The sequence below is a fragment of the Porphyrobacter sp. AAP60 genome (genome assembly GCF_001296025.1).
GTDB lineage: Bacteria > Pseudomonadota > Alphaproteobacteria > Sphingomonadales > Sphingomonadaceae > Erythrobacter.
The window spans coordinates 289,124-305,581 of sequence record NZ_LJHV01000008.1; the positions used below are offsets into that span (position 1 = coordinate 289,124).

General features: G+C 63.1%; 18 protein-coding genes. 5 read left to right on the plus strand and 13 right to left on the minus strand.

The features are described from left to right. Positions 1–125: 125 nt before the first annotated feature. Positions 126–1,040: a hypothetical protein gene (locus IP79_RS07265; protein ID WP_054118591.1), complete on the minus strand. Its 915-nt coding sequence runs from the start codon at positions 1,038–1,040 to the stop codon at positions 126–128. 7 nt (positions 1,041–1,047) lie between these two features. Beyond that, the gene (locus tag IP79_RS07270; RefSeq protein WP_054118592.1) at positions 1,048–2,310 is read right to left on the minus strand and encodes a TIGR04063 family PEP-CTERM/XrtA system glycosyltransferase; all 1,263 of its coding nucleotides are present in this window, start codon (positions 2,308–2,310) and stop codon (positions 1,048–1,050) included. A gap of 90 nt (positions 2,311–2,400) precedes the next feature. Here IP79_RS07270 and IP79_RS07275 point away from each other — a divergent pair, with 90 nt between their 5' ends. The 5 genes from IP79_RS07275 (at position 2,401) to IP79_RS07295 (ending at position 6,418) form a co-directional block, all read left to right on the plus strand. Beyond that, positions 2,401–2,640 carry a hypothetical protein gene (locus tag IP79_RS07275; RefSeq protein ID WP_054118593.1) on the plus strand — a complete coding sequence of 80 codons (240 nt, stop codon included), beginning with the start codon at positions 2,401–2,403 and terminating at the stop codon, positions 2,638–2,640. Continuing rightward, positions 2,640–4,022: a DUF5935 domain-containing protein gene (locus IP79_RS07280; RefSeq protein ID WP_054118594.1), complete on the plus strand. Its 1,383-nt coding sequence runs from the start codon at positions 2,640–2,642 to the stop codon at positions 4,020–4,022. Before IP79_RS07275 ends, IP79_RS07280 begins: the two co-directional genes overlap by 1 nt. A 113-nt stretch (positions 4,023–4,135) precedes the next feature. Then, the gene (locus tag IP79_RS07285; RefSeq protein WP_054118595.1) at positions 4,136–4,585 is read left to right on the plus strand and encodes a MaoC family dehydratase; all 450 of its coding nucleotides are present in this window, start codon (positions 4,136–4,138) and stop codon (positions 4,583–4,585) included. A 70-nt stretch (positions 4,586–4,655) separates the two neighbouring features. Then, the gene (locus IP79_RS07290) at positions 4,656–5,837 is read left to right on the plus strand and encodes an acetyl-CoA C-acyltransferase (RefSeq protein ID WP_054118977.1); all 1,182 of its coding nucleotides are present in this window, start codon (positions 4,656–4,658) and stop codon (positions 5,835–5,837) included. 62 nt (positions 5,838–5,899) lie between these two features. Further along, positions 5,900–6,418, plus strand: coding sequence for a pyridoxamine 5'-phosphate oxidase family protein (locus IP79_RS07295; protein ID WP_054118596.1), 519 nt, complete (start codon positions 5,900–5,902; stop codon positions 6,416–6,418). Positions 6,419–6,495: 77 nt separating this feature from the next. On the opposite strand, the gene IP79_RS07300 is transcribed toward IP79_RS07295, so the two are convergent. From IP79_RS07300 to IP79_RS07350, 11 genes are all read right to left on the minus strand, one after another. Continuing rightward, positions 6,496–7,398 carry an SDR family oxidoreductase gene (locus IP79_RS07300; protein ID WP_054118597.1) on the minus strand — a complete coding sequence of 301 codons (903 nt, stop codon included), beginning with the start codon at positions 7,396–7,398 and terminating at the stop codon, positions 6,496–6,498. A gap of 13 nt (positions 7,399–7,411) precedes the next feature. Further along, positions 7,412–8,620: an acyl-CoA dehydrogenase family protein gene (locus IP79_RS07305; RefSeq protein ID WP_054118598.1), complete on the minus strand. Its 1,209-nt coding sequence runs from the start codon at positions 8,618–8,620 to the stop codon at positions 7,412–7,414. Between the two features lie 25 nt (positions 8,621–8,645). After that, positions 8,646–9,401: a ThuA domain-containing protein gene (locus IP79_RS07310; protein ID WP_054118599.1), complete on the minus strand. Its 756-nt coding sequence runs from the start codon at positions 9,399–9,401 to the stop codon at positions 8,646–8,648. 1 nt (position 9,402) lies between these two features. After that, a complete protein-coding gene (locus tag IP79_RS07315) occupies positions 9,403–10,191 on the minus strand; it encodes an SDR family NAD(P)-dependent oxidoreductase (protein WP_233994117.1) in 789 nt (262 codons plus the stop codon). Next, positions 10,188–11,351: a thiolase family protein gene (locus tag IP79_RS07320; protein WP_054118600.1), complete on the minus strand. Its 1,164-nt coding sequence runs from the start codon at positions 11,349–11,351 to the stop codon at positions 10,188–10,190. The genes IP79_RS07315 and IP79_RS07320 overlap by 4 nt, the downstream gene beginning before the upstream one ends. After that, positions 11,348–11,785, minus strand: coding sequence for a Zn-ribbon domain-containing OB-fold protein (locus IP79_RS07325; protein WP_054118601.1), 438 nt, complete (start codon positions 11,783–11,785; stop codon positions 11,348–11,350). The genes IP79_RS07320 and IP79_RS07325 overlap by 4 nt, the downstream gene beginning before the upstream one ends. 24 nt (positions 11,786–11,809) lie before the next feature. Beyond that, complete coding sequence (locus IP79_RS07330) at positions 11,810–12,892, minus strand: acyl-CoA dehydrogenase family protein (protein WP_054118602.1); 1,083 nt, start codon at positions 12,890–12,892, stop codon at positions 11,810–11,812. Between the two features lie 5 nt (positions 12,893–12,897). Next, entirely contained in the window at positions 12,898–14,139 is a 1,242-nt protein-coding gene (locus IP79_RS07335; RefSeq protein ID WP_054118603.1) for a cytochrome P450, read from the minus strand. Between the two features lie 98 nt (positions 14,140–14,237). Continuing rightward, a complete protein-coding gene (locus tag IP79_RS07340) occupies positions 14,238–14,615 on the minus strand; it encodes a nuclear transport factor 2 family protein (RefSeq protein ID WP_054118604.1) in 378 nt (125 codons plus the stop codon). Continuing rightward, positions 14,612–15,403 carry a ThuA domain-containing protein gene (locus tag IP79_RS07345; protein WP_054118605.1) on the minus strand — a complete coding sequence of 264 codons (792 nt, stop codon included), beginning with the start codon at positions 15,401–15,403 and terminating at the stop codon, positions 14,612–14,614. Before IP79_RS07345 ends, IP79_RS07340 begins: the two co-directional genes overlap by 4 nt. Next, positions 15,403–16,413: an NADP-dependent oxidoreductase gene (locus tag IP79_RS07350; RefSeq protein ID WP_054118606.1), complete on the minus strand. Its 1,011-nt coding sequence runs from the start codon at positions 16,411–16,413 to the stop codon at positions 15,403–15,405. Before IP79_RS07350 ends, IP79_RS07345 begins: the two co-directional genes overlap by 1 nt. Between the last annotated feature and the right edge of the window lie 45 nt (positions 16,414–16,458).

The following is a 16,458-nucleotide window of genomic DNA, read 5'->3' on the forward strand; positions in this document are numbered from 1 at the left end:
AGCGGGTTTGGCAATGGGTTTGCGCGAAGCATTATTTCTCGCAGAGGTATTCAAACTATCGATAGATTGCGCTGCATTCATCATCCAGCCGGGTCGGTTGCAGCTTTTGCGTGACTGGCTATGGGTCAGGCCGCTCCGCGCACGCCTTGCAGGCTGGCCAGCGCATCGCGCAGCGGCTCGTCCCGCTCTGCTGCTGCGGACTGTCCAGAGTGTCCGGTCAAGGCGGCGAGCGCCTTTAACGCTTCGGCCAGTGCCGCTTCGCGGGCGGCCAGATCGCGGCGGCCGGGCGCCTTGTCGGGCCCGACTTCGCGGTGTTCGTGCAGTGCGCCTGCGAACCGCTCTACCATTTCGGCAAGGCTCAGCTGTTGTGGCGGGGTGGCGCGCAGGCGTGCCAATGCGGCTGCGCTCGGGTTCACGGCCGCCGGAACAGATCGCAGGGCAACCGGCTCTGGCGGCATTTCGACAGGGGCGGCCGAAGCTGTTTCAGGGGCGTCTTCGACCCACACCGCGTTGCGGCCCGGCAATTGGGCGAATTCCGACAGATCGAGCGCACGCGGCGGCGGCGCTTCCTGAATGGCGGGCTCTTCCTGAATAGCGGGCTGGGGCTGAACCGGCTGCTTCGGCGCAAACGGCACATCGGCAATCGGCTCGTCGAAGCTGGCACTGCCAAGGTCGCGCTGCGGATCGATGGCGTGCACCTGCCGCCTTGCCATGGCAACGAGAGAGGGCGCATCGACACTGCGGCGCCCTTCACGTTTCCCGCCGCCGGCCAGCAGATACATCACCCCGCCCAGCAACAATGCCGCGAGCCCAGCGAGCACGACCTGCGCCTGATCGCCGAGCAGCATCAGACCTGAACCACTGGCCACATTTGCTACGAGGCTGGCGGGCAGCACCATGATCGAAAGCCCGGCAAGCGCCGCGCCCCACAACCCCAGCATCGGAGCGAAGGCCCGATGTTCGGACAATCTCTGCGGCTTGCGCGATGCGGCCCATGCGCCCTTGCGCTTCGGGATGTAATCCTGCTGCCCGATTGTCATTGCCCTGTTATCCCGTTGTTGCCTTGGCAGCGTCTGCGCCCCGCAGGTGCCCGCCTTCGTTTCGGGTTAACAAAATATGGTAAACAGAAAGATAATCACGAGCATTGGCAGCCCAGTCGTGGCGGGCGCGGACATGGGCTTCGGCGCGGATCCGCATCGCATCCCAACCTTCACGATTCGCGAGCAGCCGGGCCAGCGCGGCGGCGCAGGCGGCGGGATCATCCGGCGCAAACAGCGTGCCGGTATCGCCATCGGTGATGAGTTCGCGGTGCCCGCCGACACTGGATGCGGCGACCAGCCGCCGCTGCGCCATCGCTTCCAGCGGTTTCAAGGGCGTGACCAGATCGGTCAGCCGCTGGCCCTTGCGCGGATAGGCAAGCACATCGACCAGCGAATAATAGCGTTCGACCTCGGTATGCGGCACGCGTCCGGTGAAAATCACTGCCGCCGGATCAGGCAGGGCCTTCGCCGCAGCGCGCCAGCTTTCCGTCATCGGCCCTGCGCCTACCAGCAGCAGTCGCGCATCGGGGTGTGACTGGCGCAGCAAAGGCATGGCCGCAATCAGATCATCAACGCCTTCATAGGCATAGAAGCTGCCGATATAGCCGATAACAGGCGCGCCCGGAGCAATGCCGAGTGCCTGCGCCAACGCGTTGTCACGCGGCACCGGCTCGCCGAACATTTCGAGATCGACCCCGTTGCGCATGATCCCGATCTTGCCTTCAGGAATACCGCGCGCGGCCAGATCCTGTTTCAGACCTTCGCAGATAGCAAACAGCGCATCCGCCGATTTCGCCACCCGCGTTTCCAGCGCGCGGGTAAGGCGGTATTTGATGCTGCCTTCGGTGCCGGTCAGATTGCCGACCGCCGCATCTTCCCAGAAGGCGCGGATTTCATAGACAAACGGAATGCCGAGCGTGCGAGCCGCGCGTTGCGCTGCCGCGCCGCACAGGGCAGGCGAATGGGCGTGGATGATATCGGGCCGCCATTCCAGTGCCACCTTGCCGATTGCATCAGCCAGAGCAGCGATCTCACCGATCTCGCGCAAAGCTGGCGGGCCCGAGGGCGTTCCCGGAGTGCGATGGAACATCAGCCCGTCGGCTTCCTCGGGCGAACCGTTCAGCGCCGCTTCGCAATTGTGGCGCTGACCGGTAATTCCGCGCACTTCCAGCCCCAGCCCTTGCTGTGCCTTGAGAATCGCTCGGGTGCGGAAGGTGTAGCCGCTGTGGAGCGGCAGCGAATGATCGAGGACATGGAGCACGCGGGTCATGACAGGGTGCTTATCGCAAGCGTGCTTAACGCCGCGTCAACTGCATGGCGCTATCCTTGCGCATCCCGCCCGGCCCGGAGCCTTTGACCCATGATCGATTATTTCGCGCTTGCCCTCGGCCATGGCCTGCTGGCCATTGCGCTGCTGCGGCTAGTGATGCGCGAAGGGCTGGACGAAGATCCGCTGATCGGCAGCATCAAATCCGAGACCGCCGAAAACCGCAAGGCGACCAGCATGGCGGGCCGCAATGCCGCGCGCCGCGCGCGCCAGTCAGGCGGGCATGACGATGGCGCTGAAGGCGCTGCGCCAGAAGGAGCCGGGCAAGGCTGATGCTCGACCTCGTTTTCCTTGCTTTCATCGGATACGTGCTGGTGCTCGGCCTGCGCCGCCCGTTCCTGTGGGTGCTGCTGTATGTCTATATCGACATTCTTGCCCCTCAGCGGATTGGATATTCGCTGATCGCCAGCCTGCCGGTTTCGCTGATCGCCTTTGCCGCTGCCTTTGGCGGGTGGATCGCGCTCGACCGCAAATCGGGCGCACGCTTCACGGTGCGTCAGGGGATGATGCTGGCATTGCTGCTCTATTGCGGATGGACCACCGGTAACGCCGATTTCCCTCTGGATGCTGCGACCAAATGGGACTGGGTGTGGAAGGCGCTGCTGTTTGCGATTTTCCTGCCGCTGACGCTGACCACCCGCGCCCGGATCGAAGGGCTGGCGCTGGTGCTGCTGCTGTCGATCGCTACCATCGTAATCGGCACCGGGATGAAGACGGTGCTGGGCGGCGGGGGATATGAAAACCTCAAATTCTTCGTCAACGACAATAGCGGAATCTATGAAAGTTCAACCTTGGCGACAGTCGCCATCGGGTTGATCCCGATGCTGTGGTGGTTTGTGCGCCACGGCACGATCTTCCGCCCGCACTGGTTGGTCACGGGTTTCGCGGTGGCGCTGACCTTTGCGTGCCTGCTTGTACCGATCGGCACCGAAGCGCGCACCGGGCTGCTGTGCATCGCTGCGCTGGGCGCGCTGACGCTGCGTTACACCAAGCGGCGGTTTCTGTTCATCGCGGGGGCTGGACTGCTGGGCCTCGCGGCGCTGCCGTTCCTGCCGCAAAGCTATTACGAGCGCATGGCAACCATTGCCGCACCGGGTGGGGACGAGAGCGCCTCGACCCGGGTGGCGGTGTGGAAATGGACGCTCGATTACGTGGGTGAAAAACCGTTCGGCGGCGGGTTCGATGCCTATCGCGGCAACCGGTTTGCCTATGTCATGCCGGTCAAGGAGGTGAACGGAAACACCACCAGCGTGGAATATCGCGAAGTGGTCGACAAGGGCCGGGCTTACCACTCGTCATTCTTTGAAATGCTGGGAGAGCAGGGCTGGCCCGGGCTGATCATCTGGGTGGCGCTGCACCTGTTGGGCTTGTGGCAGATGGAACGCGTCCAGCGCCGTTGGCGCGGCGAGGAGGACGAGGCGACCCGCTGGATCGCGCCCTTCGCGGCTGCGTTGCAGATGGGCGCGGTGGTCTATCTGGTCGGGGCGACCTTCCAGGGGATCGCCTATCAGCCGGTCATGCTGATGCTCGTCGGATTGCAGATTGCTTTGCACACCTATTGCCTGCGGATCGATTCGGCCCGCAGTTTGCTGGGGCGCAGCGAAGTGCGCAAGCAGGCCATCACAGGCAAGATCCGCGGTGCCGTAACGGCATAGCGCCCCCTCCGTCAGAGACGTTGCGCTCCCTGTGATCATCCGCCATGAAGCCGGTCGATAGAGGCGCGGCGGACACGGGATTTCGCCTGCGCGATACAAGGAGGAGGAAGCCTATGACCCCGCAGGAATTGGCCGCCAAGGTTGGCGAAACCATCGGCACCAGCGAATGGGCCGAGATGAGCCAGGAACGCATCAACCAGTTTGCCGAAGCAACCGGTGACCACCAGTTCATCCACGTGAACGAAGAGATGGCGAAGATGACCCCGTTCGGCGGCACCATCGCCCACGGCTTCCTGACCTTGTCGATGATCCCCTATCTTGGCGCCCAAGGCGGCGCGCCGCGCATTGATGGCGTAAAAATGGGCGTCAACTACGGCGGTAACAAGACCCGCTTCATCGCTCCGGTCCGCGCCGGCAAGCGCATCCGTGGCCACTGGAAGCTCACCGAAATGGTCGAAAAGCGCCCCGGCCAGTGGCAGCAGACCTGCGAGATCACTATCGAAATCGAAGGTGAGGAAAAGCCCGCCCTGATGTGCGAGTGGATCACGCAGTACTTCGTGTGAGCTCCCCTTTTCGCCGCCCTGGCACGTGTCGGGGCGGCGGCTGACAAACGACAACAAGGATACCCTAATCATGGCACGTGAAGCCGTAATCGTTTCCACCGCCCGCACGCCGATTGGCCGTGCTTACAAGGGCGCTTTCAACGCCACTCCCGGTGCCACCCTCGGCGCGCTTTCCCTCACCCCGGCCATCGAACGCGCCGGGATCGAAACGGGCGCGATTGATGATGTGGTGTGGGGCGCTGTGCTCACGCAGGGCACGCAGGCCGGCAACATCGCCCGCCAGGTCGCGCTGCGCGCCGGTTGCCCGGTGGGCGTATCGGGCCAGACCATTGACCGCCAATGCTCATCCGGCCTGATGGCGATTTCGACCGCGGCCAAGCAGATCATCGTCGACAACATGGATATCGTCGTCGGCGGCGGTCAGGATTCGATCTCCATGGTGCAGACGCCGGAGATGCGCGTGTCGATGGACAAGTCGCTGCTCGCCATGCACGGCAATGTCTACATGCCGATGCTGCAAACCGCCGAAACGGTGGCCAAGCGTTACAACATCAGCCGCGAAGTGCAGGATGAATACGCCTACCAGTCGCAGATGCGCACTGCTGCCGCCCAGCAGGCCGGCAAGTTCGACGACGAAATCGTCCCCGTCACCACCACCATGAACGTGATGGACAAGGAAACGAAGGAAGTCAGCCAGCGCGAATTCACCCTGACCAAGGATGAAGGCAACCGCCCCGAAACCACCCTGGAAGGCCTCCAGAGCCTGAACCCCGTCATGGGCCCGGGCATGGTCATCACTGCAGGCAATGCCTCGCAGCTTTCGGACGGTTCCTCGGCAAGCGTGCTGATGGAAGCCAAGCTGGCCGAACAGAAGGGCCTCCAGCCGCTTGGCCGCTATGTCGGCATGGCGGTTGCCGGCACCGAGCCTGACGAGATGGGCATCGGCCCGGTCTTCGCGATCCCCAAGCTGCTCAAGCAGACCGGCCTCAAGATGGATGACATCGGGCTATGGGAGCTGAACGAGGCATTTGCGGTGCAGGTGCTCTACTGCCGCGATAAGCTCGGGATCGATAACGACATCCTCAACGTCAACGGCGGCTCGATCTCGATCGGCCACCCCTACGGCATGACCGGCGCCCGCTGCACCGGCCACGCGCTGATCGAAGGCAAGCGCCGCGGCGCCAAGTACGTGGTCGTCACCATGTGCGTTGGTGGCGGAATGGGGGCAGCTGGTCTCTTCGAGGTCTACTAATACGGAACTTTCTGCCCGCCCGGTGTCTTGCGCCTCCCGATCACAAGAAATGGGAGACGACCATGACGAACGAAGCGGAAATGCGGACGAAGTTCTGGGAAGCAGTGAAAAGCGACATGACCATGTTCCTCGGCATTGTCGGCGAGGAAGATGGTCATGCGCGCCCCATGACTGCGCAGCTTGACGAAAATCTTTACAAACGCGGCGAGTACCACGGTCCCGTGTGGTTCTTCACCTCGACTGACAACGCGCTCTACCAGATGATCCAGCAGGGCGAACTTGCCGGCCAGGGCAAGCGTGCCAATGCGCATTTCGTATCCAAGGGGCATGATCTGTGGGCGGCGATCCACGGTTCGCTGACCACGACGCGCGACCGGGCTGTGATCGACAAGCTCTGGAACCGCTTCGTGGCCGCATGGTATGAAGGCAAAGACGATCCGAAGATCGCTCTGATCCGGCTTGATGCCGAGCTTGCGCATGTGTGGATCGACGCGTCATCGGTGGTTGCGGGAATGAAGATGCTGCTGGGGATCGATCCCAAGGAAGATTACAAGGACAAGGTCGCCGAAGTGCAGCTTTGATCCAGCGATAACGCGTACACGCAAACGGCGCGGGAGCTTGCCTCCCGCGCCGTTTGCTTGTCTGGCGTGCAGGGCATTCAGCCGACAGCGCGGTCGGCTTTGTCCTTGTCGTTGGTGCCCTTGATCATGGCGCGCATCTGATCCCATTCGGCATCGCCCAGCGCGTGGAGCATCGGATAGAAGGTGCCGCCATTGGCCTGGAAACCCGCCCCGTCGATGGCGATGGTCTGGCCGTTCACATATTCCGCCCCCGACCCCATCAGGAACACCGCGAGGTTGGCCAGTTCGTGCATCTCGCCTGCGCGGCCCATCGGGTTGAGGTCGTTCTTGGAGTTGCCACCCTGCCCGCCCGGCGAAAGGCGCGAGCTCATCCCCTTGGTCGGGAAAAGGCCCGGAGCAATGGCGTTGAAGCGCAGGCCATAGCGGCCCCATTCGGTCGCAAGGCTCTGGGTCATCGCGTTGATCGCGGTCTTTGACATGGCAGACGGCACCACAAAGGCGCTGCCTGACCAGACCCAGGTGGTCAGGATCGAGAGGAAGCTGGCCTTTTTCTTCTCCGCAATCAACCGCTTACCGATGTCGAGCGTTACGTAAAACGTGCCGCGCATCACGATGTCTGCGATGGCATTGAACCCGTTCACCGAAAGATCCTCGGTGCGGCTGATGAAGTTGCCCGCTGCATTGTTGACCACGCCGGTCAGCGCGCCGCCATCGGCCCAGATGCTATCCACCATCGCATGGATCGCATCCGCATCGCGGATGTCGCAGGCGTGGCCGACAATCTTGCCACCGTGGAGTGCGGCGAGTTCCGCAGCCGTCTCATCCAGCTTCACCTGTCGCCGCCCGCAGATGTAAACGGTCGCGCCCAGCTTCAGGAACGCTTCGGCCATTTCGCGGCCCAATCCGGTGCCGCCGCCGGTGACGAGAATGCGCTCGCCCGTCATCAAGCCTTCGCGGAACATCAGCTTCGATACGTCCATGAGTCGTGTCCTCTCAGAGACCGAGCACGGTCTTGGCGATGATGTTTTTTTGCACCTCGTCCGATCCGCCGAAGATCGTCGCGGCGCGGTTGTTGAGATAGCGGCCCATCGCAGTCTGGGCATATTCGCTGCCGACCGGTTCGGGCGCTTCATTGCCGTAAAGCGGGCGTTCCAGCGGTAATTGCAGCGCGTCCGGCCCCAGCAGTTCCAGCCGCAGCACATCGACCTGTTGGCCGATATTCGAACCCAGTAGCTTGACCAGCGAGGTCTGCGGCCCCGGCGCGCGGCCCTTGGCCAATTCCGCGAGGATGCGCAGTTCGGTGACCTCAAGCGCCTCGGCTTCAAGCCGCACGCGGGCTAGCCGGTCACGGAAACGCGGATCGTGCGCAATCGCGCCGTTGACGCCCGAAGGCTGGGTTTGCGCCAGCGCTTCCAGCCGCCCGATACTCTGGAGCAGGCGGGGGGCATAGCATGATCCGCCGCGTTCGTTCTCCAGCAGGAACTTGGCGATGGTCCAGCCCGCGCCTTCGGTGCCGATCAGGTTTTCGGCAGGCGTTCGCGCGTCGGTGAAGAATACCGCGTTGACCTCGTGATCGCCCGACATCGAATGGATCGGCGTGACGCTGACGCCCGGCTGATCCATTGGCACCAGCAGAAAGCTGATCCCGGCCTGCTTTTTCACCGTGGCATCAGTGCGCACCAGCGCAAAAATCCAGTTGGCGTGGTGGGCGTGGGTGGTCCAGATCTTCGATCCGTTGATGACATATTCGTCGCCATCAAGCCGGGCTGACGTTTTCAGCGAAGCAAGGTCGGAACCGCTGCCGGGCTCGGAGTAACCCTGACACCAGTAATCCTCGCCCGCCAGAATGCGCGGCAGGAACCGCGCCTTTTGTTCGGGCGTGCCGAACGCGCAGATGACCGGGCCGACAAGCCGCAGACCGAGGATTGCGAGCGCAGGCGCGCCCGCCAGCGCGCATTCCTTTTCAAAGATGAACTTTTGCGTTGGTGTCCAGCCTGTGCCGCCATCGGCCTTGGGCCAGTGCGGCGCGACCCAACCTTTGGCATAGAGGATGCGGTGCCATTCCATCCCGATATCGGGCTCGACAAACACGCCCGGCGTACGGCGCGCGCCATCGCGCAGCCGCTCGGGCAGATTGTCATGCAAGAAGGCGCGCACTTCTTCGCGGAAGGCGATGTCCTCAGGCGAAAACTCCATGTCCATGTCAATCGGATCCCGTTTGTCGCAATCAGTTCCCGTCTCTCATGGCCCAGCGGATCGTGCGCCGCAGCAGGTCATAATAGACATCGTAATTCCAGGCGCACATTTCCTTGTGCGGGTAGAAATCGGCCATGCCGGGCAGATCATAATGCCCGCGGCAATGGCCCAGCGCATTGTAAACGATCTGCCCGGCGCCGATATCCCTCGTATAGAGGACAGGTACGGTTGTCGGCCCCCACTGGCTTTGCGTGAAGCCGGTCGCCTCGCCTTCGAATGTCGTCTGCATCAGGGTTTCGATCGGCGCGGTGGTCTTGGAGAGGTAAAGCTCGTCCACCACCTCGAAATCTTCGATGCCTTGGGTCAGTTCATGGTCCTTGTTCACCACCTCGACCGGGAACTTGCCAATCGGCGGGTGCGCCACGAACTGCGTGCCGAGCATTTCCATCACGTCCGGACGATCATCTGGCGCATCGACCAGACCATCTGCGGTGAAGACGAGGATCGAATTGGTGCCATGCAGCGCCATCCACTTGCCGCCTTTTTCCATCCACGCCTTGATCTGCGCGGCCTGCTCGGGCGTCGGCATCAGATCACAGGTATATGTGATCAGGAAGCGGCACTGATCGAGCCGTTCCAGCCCCGAATAATCCGCTGCCACGGTGGTGCGGATATGCGGGTGTTCTGCCAGCAGTTTGAGGATCTCGATCCGCGGAAAGTCGATGTCGTGATATTTGCCCGCAGCGATGAAATGCGCGTCGATACGGGTGGCGGGTTGCTCTGCCATGTCAGCTCCTGATGCTTCCGCCGCCATCGACGGTGAAATCGCAGCCCGTGGTAAAGCTGGCCTCGTCGCTGGCGAGGAACACCACCGCGCGGGCAACTTCCTCGGGCTCGCCGATGCGGTTCATCGGGTGGGTGGCGGCGAAGTTGGTCTCGATATTCTCCGGCGTATCGGCGCCTGAGAACTTGTAGCGGTTATACATCGGCGTGCGGATTGCGCCGGGGTGCACAATGTTGGCGCGGATCGGCAGGCCGCGTTCGGCCAGATCGAGCGCAACGCTTTGTGTAAGCCCTCGCAGGCCGGTTTTGGATGCAGAATAGGCTGCGACGAACGAAGCGGGGCGCATCGCGATCATCGATCCGATGTTGACGATGGCGCAGGCCTCTCCGCTCGCCTCCATCGCCGGGATCGCGGCGCGCATTCCGTAGAACGGCCCGTGCAGGTTTATGTCGATGGTGCGATGCCACACGTCGAGCGTCCCGTCGGGCACGTTGCCGGGTTCGGAAATACCCGCGATGTTGCACAGCACGGTCAGCTTACCGAAGCGTGCTTGTGTGGCCGCCACAGCGGCTTCCCATTGGCTGAGTTCGCGCACATCAAGCGGGCAGGCCGCCGCGTGGTCACCCAGTTCAGCGGCGAGCGCTTGTGCTTTTTCCAGCTGCACATCGCCCAGCATCACGCTGCCGCCTTCGGCGATGATCAAGCGCGCGACCGCAGCGCCGATCCCCTCGGCCCCGCCCGAAGCCAGCGCGACCTTGCCCTGCATACGCCCCATGTTTTCCGTCCGGGTCATTCGCGCTCCAGGATCGCAACGCCCGAAAGGCCGGGGGCGCCATAGACATGGGAGTAGCCGAAGCGCGGTGTGCGCCCATTCTTTTCGGGCACCTGTCGCTCGCCCGCGCGGCCGCGCAGTTGCGTCACGTTTTCATACACCTGCCTGAGGCCTGACGCGCCGACCGGCTCCCCGCAAGCAAGGCATCCGCCATCGGTGTTGACCGGCAGCTTCCCGCCGATCTCGGTCCAGCCATTGGCGAGCCATTCTTCCTGATCGCCATCCTTGCAGAAGCCGTTTTCGGCCATGTGCATGATTTCCGCGCCGCTTTCGGTGTCCTGCAACTGCGCTACGCCGATGTCTTCAGGGCCGATCCCGGCGCGCTCGAACGCGGCCTGCGATGCGAGTACTGTGGGCTTGCCGCCCTCTTCGATGCTGATGCCGGCCTGGAACACCTCGAAGGAATTGGGCGGGCGGGTTTTCACAGACACGGCGCGGATCTTCACACCGTCCGCGCCGAGTTCCTTCATCTTCTTCTCGCTGGCCAAAATAAGCGCCACTGCGCCCTCGGCAGGTGAGCAGAACATGTATTTGGTCAGCGGATCGTTGATCATCGGCGCGTTCATGATCGTTTCGAGATCGACCGGACTGCGCCGCCATGCATGGGGCGTCAACGTGCCGTTGCGAAACGCCTTTTCCGCCACCCGGCCCAGCGCTGTGCGGCTGATCCCGTGCAATTGCATGTAACGCTGGATCTTCAGCGCGAAAAACTGCGTGGTCAGCATCATGCCGGTCTGGCCGTACCATTCGGGCAGGCCGTAATCGGCAGGCTTGGCGTTGAAGGCGCCGCGCGGGTGCTTGTCGAACCCGACCGCTAGCGCAAGGTCATACATGCCGCTGGCGATGGCCTGCTGCGATGCGGCGAGCGCGCTGCCGCCTGTGGCGCAGCCGTTCGCCACGTTGGTAAAGGGAAGCGAAGTCAGCCCCAGCTCGTTCACCATGATATCGGCATTGCCTGCCGCAGCGGAGCCGCCATAGGCGCATTCGATATCGGGCCATTCCAGCCCTGCATCGGCCAATGCCTCACGAACGGCATAGACCCCCTGTTCGCGGCCTGACCGGCCGTCTGTGCGCCCGAAGGGGTGGATGCCCGCACCGATGATATAGACATTCTCGCTCATGCGGCCCTGAACTCCTCTGCGCTTTCTGCTGCGGCAACGGGACGGAAGGCGAAGGTATCGTGCACCGCGTTGAACGGCACGATGCAGAATTCCAGATCCATGCCCAGATGCAGGTCTTCCAGCCGCGCATCCACGATCCGGCTTTCGACGATTACCTCACCGGGTAGTTCGACATAGCCGATCAGGTAGGGCTGGAAATCAGGCGGGCCTTCTCCGGGGCCGGAGCCGGGGCCTTCATAGGGTTCCTTCGGCAGAAAGCCTTGGCTGGTCCACGACCACAGCTTGCCCCGGCGCGAGAGCTTGTAAGGCTCCACGCCCTGCGCTGCATCGCCTTGCGGCATCGGAAAGACGATCTGGCCCGAAGGCAGGCGTCCGCCCATCAAATGCGGCTCAGCCCCGTCGCTCCAAAGATTGGGGTCGATCTTGTCGCCCATATTTCAGTCCCCTCCAGCAGGCCGTCAGGCGGCCAGCGCGTATTCTGCCAGCACGGTGTCGATGTCACCGAACAGGCGGGTCAGCACCAGCACACGCTTGAGCGCATGGCCGATCGCGAGTTCATCTGTGATCCCCATCCCGCCATGCATCTGCACCGCTTCGCGCGCGATGGCATCGACATTCTCGCCGATAAAAGCCTTCGCACCGGCGGCAGCGCGTTGCCATTTCGCGGCATCGGCGCGGTCAGTCAGTGCGGCACGATACAGCATCGAGCGCGCCTGTTCCTCGCGCGCGTAGCAATCGACCAACCGGTGCTGAAGCGCCTGAAACGATCCGATTGCCACGCCGAATTGTTCACGTTCCTTCACATAGGCCAGCGTGTCATCGAGCAGGCGTTGACCTAGGCCTACCATCTCGGCAGCGGCGTAAAGACGCATGTCGGCCGCGATGGCATTGAGCCCGGCGGCATCCAGCGTCAGCCTCGCGGCAGCAGGCGTGCGGGTCAGCTTGATCTCGCCCGCGATGCTGCCATCGGCCAGACGATAGGCACGCACCTCCAGCCCGGCAGCATCGCGCGGGACGAGGAAGCAGGCGGTCTCTCCGTCAAGGTCGGCGGTGACGATGAACAGGTCGGCGATCAGCGCGCCCATCACCATCGTCTTTTCGCCGGTGAGGGCGAAGCCGTCCGCGCCCTGTTCCGCCTTCATGCCCTTGGCTGTGAGACTGTAACGTTGCCCGCGTTCAGTCCAGGCGAGCGTGGCGATAGTGGTGCCTGCCAGCACGCCTTCGAGCGCCTGATGCGCGCCGCTGCGTTCAAGCAGCAGCGCAGGCAGCACCCCGTGTTCCAGCAGCGGATCAGGCGCATTGGCCTTCCCCAAGGCCTCGGCCACCAGCGCGAGATCAACCGCCGATCCGCCCATTCCGCCCGCAGCCTCGCTCACCGCGAGCGCGATCAGACCCAGTTCGGCCAATTGCTGCCAGCGCGCGCGGTCATACCCCGTCGGCGACAGGCGCAGCTTGCGGCGCGCCTCGACATCCACCGGCGCGGCGAACCGCTCCACCGAGGATACGAACATTTCCTGTTCTTCGGACAGGTCGAAATTCATTGTGCTCAGGCTTTCCGGGTGAAAGTGATAGGCAGGTGGGTGACGCCGCGCAGCAGGATGTTGGGCAGGATTCGGATTTCGCTTTCGTCGGCCACTGCGAAATTATCGAGCCGTTCGAGCAGCTCGTCGAAGGCGACCAGCATTTCCTTCCGGCTCAGCATGTTGCCCACGCACATATGCGGGCCCTTGCCGAAGCTGAGGTGCGTGCGGGCATTGGTGCGGTCGATGTCGAAGCGGTCGGGATCGGGGAAACGCTTCGGATCGCGGTTGGCCGCGGCATAGCGCAGTTGCACCACCGCGCCTGCGGGGATCGCCACGCCGCCCAACTCGGTATCGGCCTTCACGATGCGCCACATGCCCGCCGTGGGCGTTTCGTAACGCAGCGCCTCTTCCACCAGATTGCCCAGCACCTTGGGATCGCGGCCACCGGCTGCCGCCTTGGCCTTGGCCATCTGATCGGGATTGCGGATCAGCTGGAGCAATCCGCCCGCCAGTGTTGACGTGGTGGTTTCGTTCCCCGCCACCATGAACTGCTGCATCAGCGACATGATTTCGGGATCTGTCAGCGGGGTTTCACCCTCGATCCGCGCTTGGACCAGATCGGTCAGCAGATCATTGCCGCCATTGGCGCGGCGATCATCGATCAAGCCTTTCATGTAATGCTGGAATTCGACGAGGCTGCGCGCGCATTCCAGCTTGCGGTCGTGATCGACCATCTGGCTGAACCGGTCGACCGCCGCATCGGACCAGCGTTTCACCCGTTTGGGATCATCATCCAGCCCGATCTGGCCTGCAATCATCGCGACCGGCAGTGGCACGCCGAATTCCTCGACGAACTCGCATGCGCCCTTGTCGGCAAAAGCTTCGATCAATTCGATCGACTTCTGGCGCATATCGGCTTCGATCGCATTCACGCGCGGGGCGGAAAAGGCGAGGTTTACCAGCTTACGGTTGCGGGTGTGGACGGGGTGATCGGCGGTCAGCAGAGTGGGAAGATCGGGCCAGCCTTCGGCCAGGATCGCCTGGATATCCTCGTCCGCCTCGCGCCCCATCAGCGCGGTGAAATCGTTCGAGAACACGTCCGGCTTGGCCGCCGCCTCGCTGCACAGATCATAGGAATAGACCACCCAGGTGTTCATGCCTTCAAGGTGCTCGATCGCGATTCCGGCATCGTGGATGGCACGGTAATAGTCGAACGGATCGATCAGTGTTTCAGGCGCGAACACATTGCCTTCAGGCTTGTTCATGGCAGGTGGCTCCAGACCCTTGGAAATTATGCGGAGAGCCTAGCCATGTCGCCCCCCCCGATGCGATGCACGTTTGTGTTAGGGTTGCATCCTCCGCATCAGCCGCCTGCGAATTCGCGCTGGAACTCTTGGCTGTCGAAATAGTCGCGCCAGGCGGTGATCAGACCGTCCTGACCGATTTCAAAGGTGCCCATCACGCGGATCGCGGCCCGGCGGCCGTCGGAGAAGGTGAAACCATCGGAGCGCTCGGTCAGCACGGTGTTGCCGTTTGCCGCGATGGCATGGAGCTGCCATTCGCAGCCGGCAATATCGCCATTGAACCCGTCGACCGCGGCGCGAAACGCAGCCTTGCCCGATACCGGCTCCATCGGGATATTGTGCCACACCACATCCTCGGCGCAGAGCGCATACATCGCCTCCATATCGCCGCTGTTCCAGTGGCCGATAAAGGCCTCGACGGTCGCTTGCGGGGTCATGGCGTTTCTCCTGAGGTGTAATCGAGCGCGTTTGCCAGCAACCGGCGCACGTGGGGGTTGGCGTAGGTTGCGGGGCCATCGCCGCATTGCAGATAGACCAGCGGGGCGGGACAGGTGCGGCTTTCCCACGCAATGCAATTGCTGCCCTGCGGATGGTCCCATCCTTCGCGGCTGAACATCGCACCGGCGACGGCATTGGCAGCGGAGTAGAAATTGGCGGGCGTGAATGCGAAGCCCTCGGCGCGGGCGAGCGGGATGATCGCGGCCTCGTCAATCGGGCAGAGGTAAAGCTCGTCAGTCACCGGGAACCGTTCCGGAACGCCGCTTGTTACCGGGTGATCGGCGACAATCCGCGCTTCAAAGGCGACATCGTGACGATAGCCGGAGTCCGGCCAAGCCTCGCCCTGCCAGTCGCCTGGCTGATACAGGAACCCGCCGCCAAGCCATTCATGCCACTCCGGCCAAAGCGCCCAGCCCGCCAGCGCATGGTGCAGCGCCACTGCGCCTTTTCCCGCCGCAAAGCGCGCCGTAATGGCAGCGCGGTAAGCCTCCGACGGCGCACGCATCCTTACCGCGCCATCGGCAAAGGTGTATCCCGCCATGTCGTAAAACAGCAGCGCGTCGGCTGCGACGATCACAGCTTCCGCATCGGCCTCGCCGCCTTCGGGGTGGACGAGATGGGTGACGTCCCATTCGCCCAGATTGCCGATCAGCGCCGCAAATGGCTCGGCCTCGTAAGGATGCCCCCCGGACAGCACAAGCAGTGAGCGCCGGACAGTCTGGGCCATCAGGCGATCTTGAGGATCATTTTGCCATCATTGGTGCCCGCAAACAGCCGCATGAAGCTGTCGAAGGCGTTTTCCAACCCTTCGTCGATATGCTCGTCGATGGTGAGTTTGCCTTGCGCCGCCCACACGCCCATCTGTGCCGCGCCCTCGGCAAAGCGGGGGACGTAATCAGCCACAAGCAATCCGCGGATATGGGCGCGCTTGACGATCAGCTGCCACAAGTTGCGGATGCCGCGCGGCGCGGTGTTGTATTCGCTGATAAGGCCGCACAGCCCGACGCGGGAATGCAGGTTCAGGTTCATCAGCCCGGCATCCAGAATGATCCCGCCGACATTTTCGAAAATCACGTCCACGCCATCGGGGCAGGCCTCGGCAATCGCGGCGGTGAGCGCCGCTTCATCCTTGCCGCGATAGTCGATGGCGGCGTCGAAGCCGTATTTCTCGATCAGGCGCGCGCATTTGGCCGGGCCGCCCGCGATGCCGACTGCGCGACAGCCGTGGATTTTCGCGAGCTGGCCTACCAGTGAACCGACCGCCCCCGCCGCGCCCGATACCAGCACGGTTTCGCCCGCCTTGGGTCGGCACACTTCGAGGAAGCCGAAATAGGCCGTCATCCCCACCGCGCCGAAGATCGACAGGTAATTGGTGACGCTCGGCACCAGCGAAGGATCAATCGGCTGGGTGAAGCCGCCGACGGCGCTGACCGAATAGTCCTCCAGCGCGTTGAGGCCCATCACCCACTGGCCGGGCGCAAAGCCTTCTGCACGGCTTTCCTCGACCACGCCGATGGTGCTGGCGCGCACCGGATCGCCCAAGGGAATCGGCGGCATGTAATTGCCCTCTGCATCCATCCAGCCGCGCATCGCCGGATCCAGCGAGGCATAGTGGTTGCGGATCAGGAACTGGCCTTCCTCCAGCGCGGGGGTGGGTTCGGTGACGAGTTCGAAGTCGTCTTTGACGGGCGTGCCATCTGGGCGGCGCTGGAGCAGGAAGCGGCGGTTGGTGGGCATTACTGGATATCTCCATTCCGTTCGCCCTGAGCTTGTCGAAGGCCC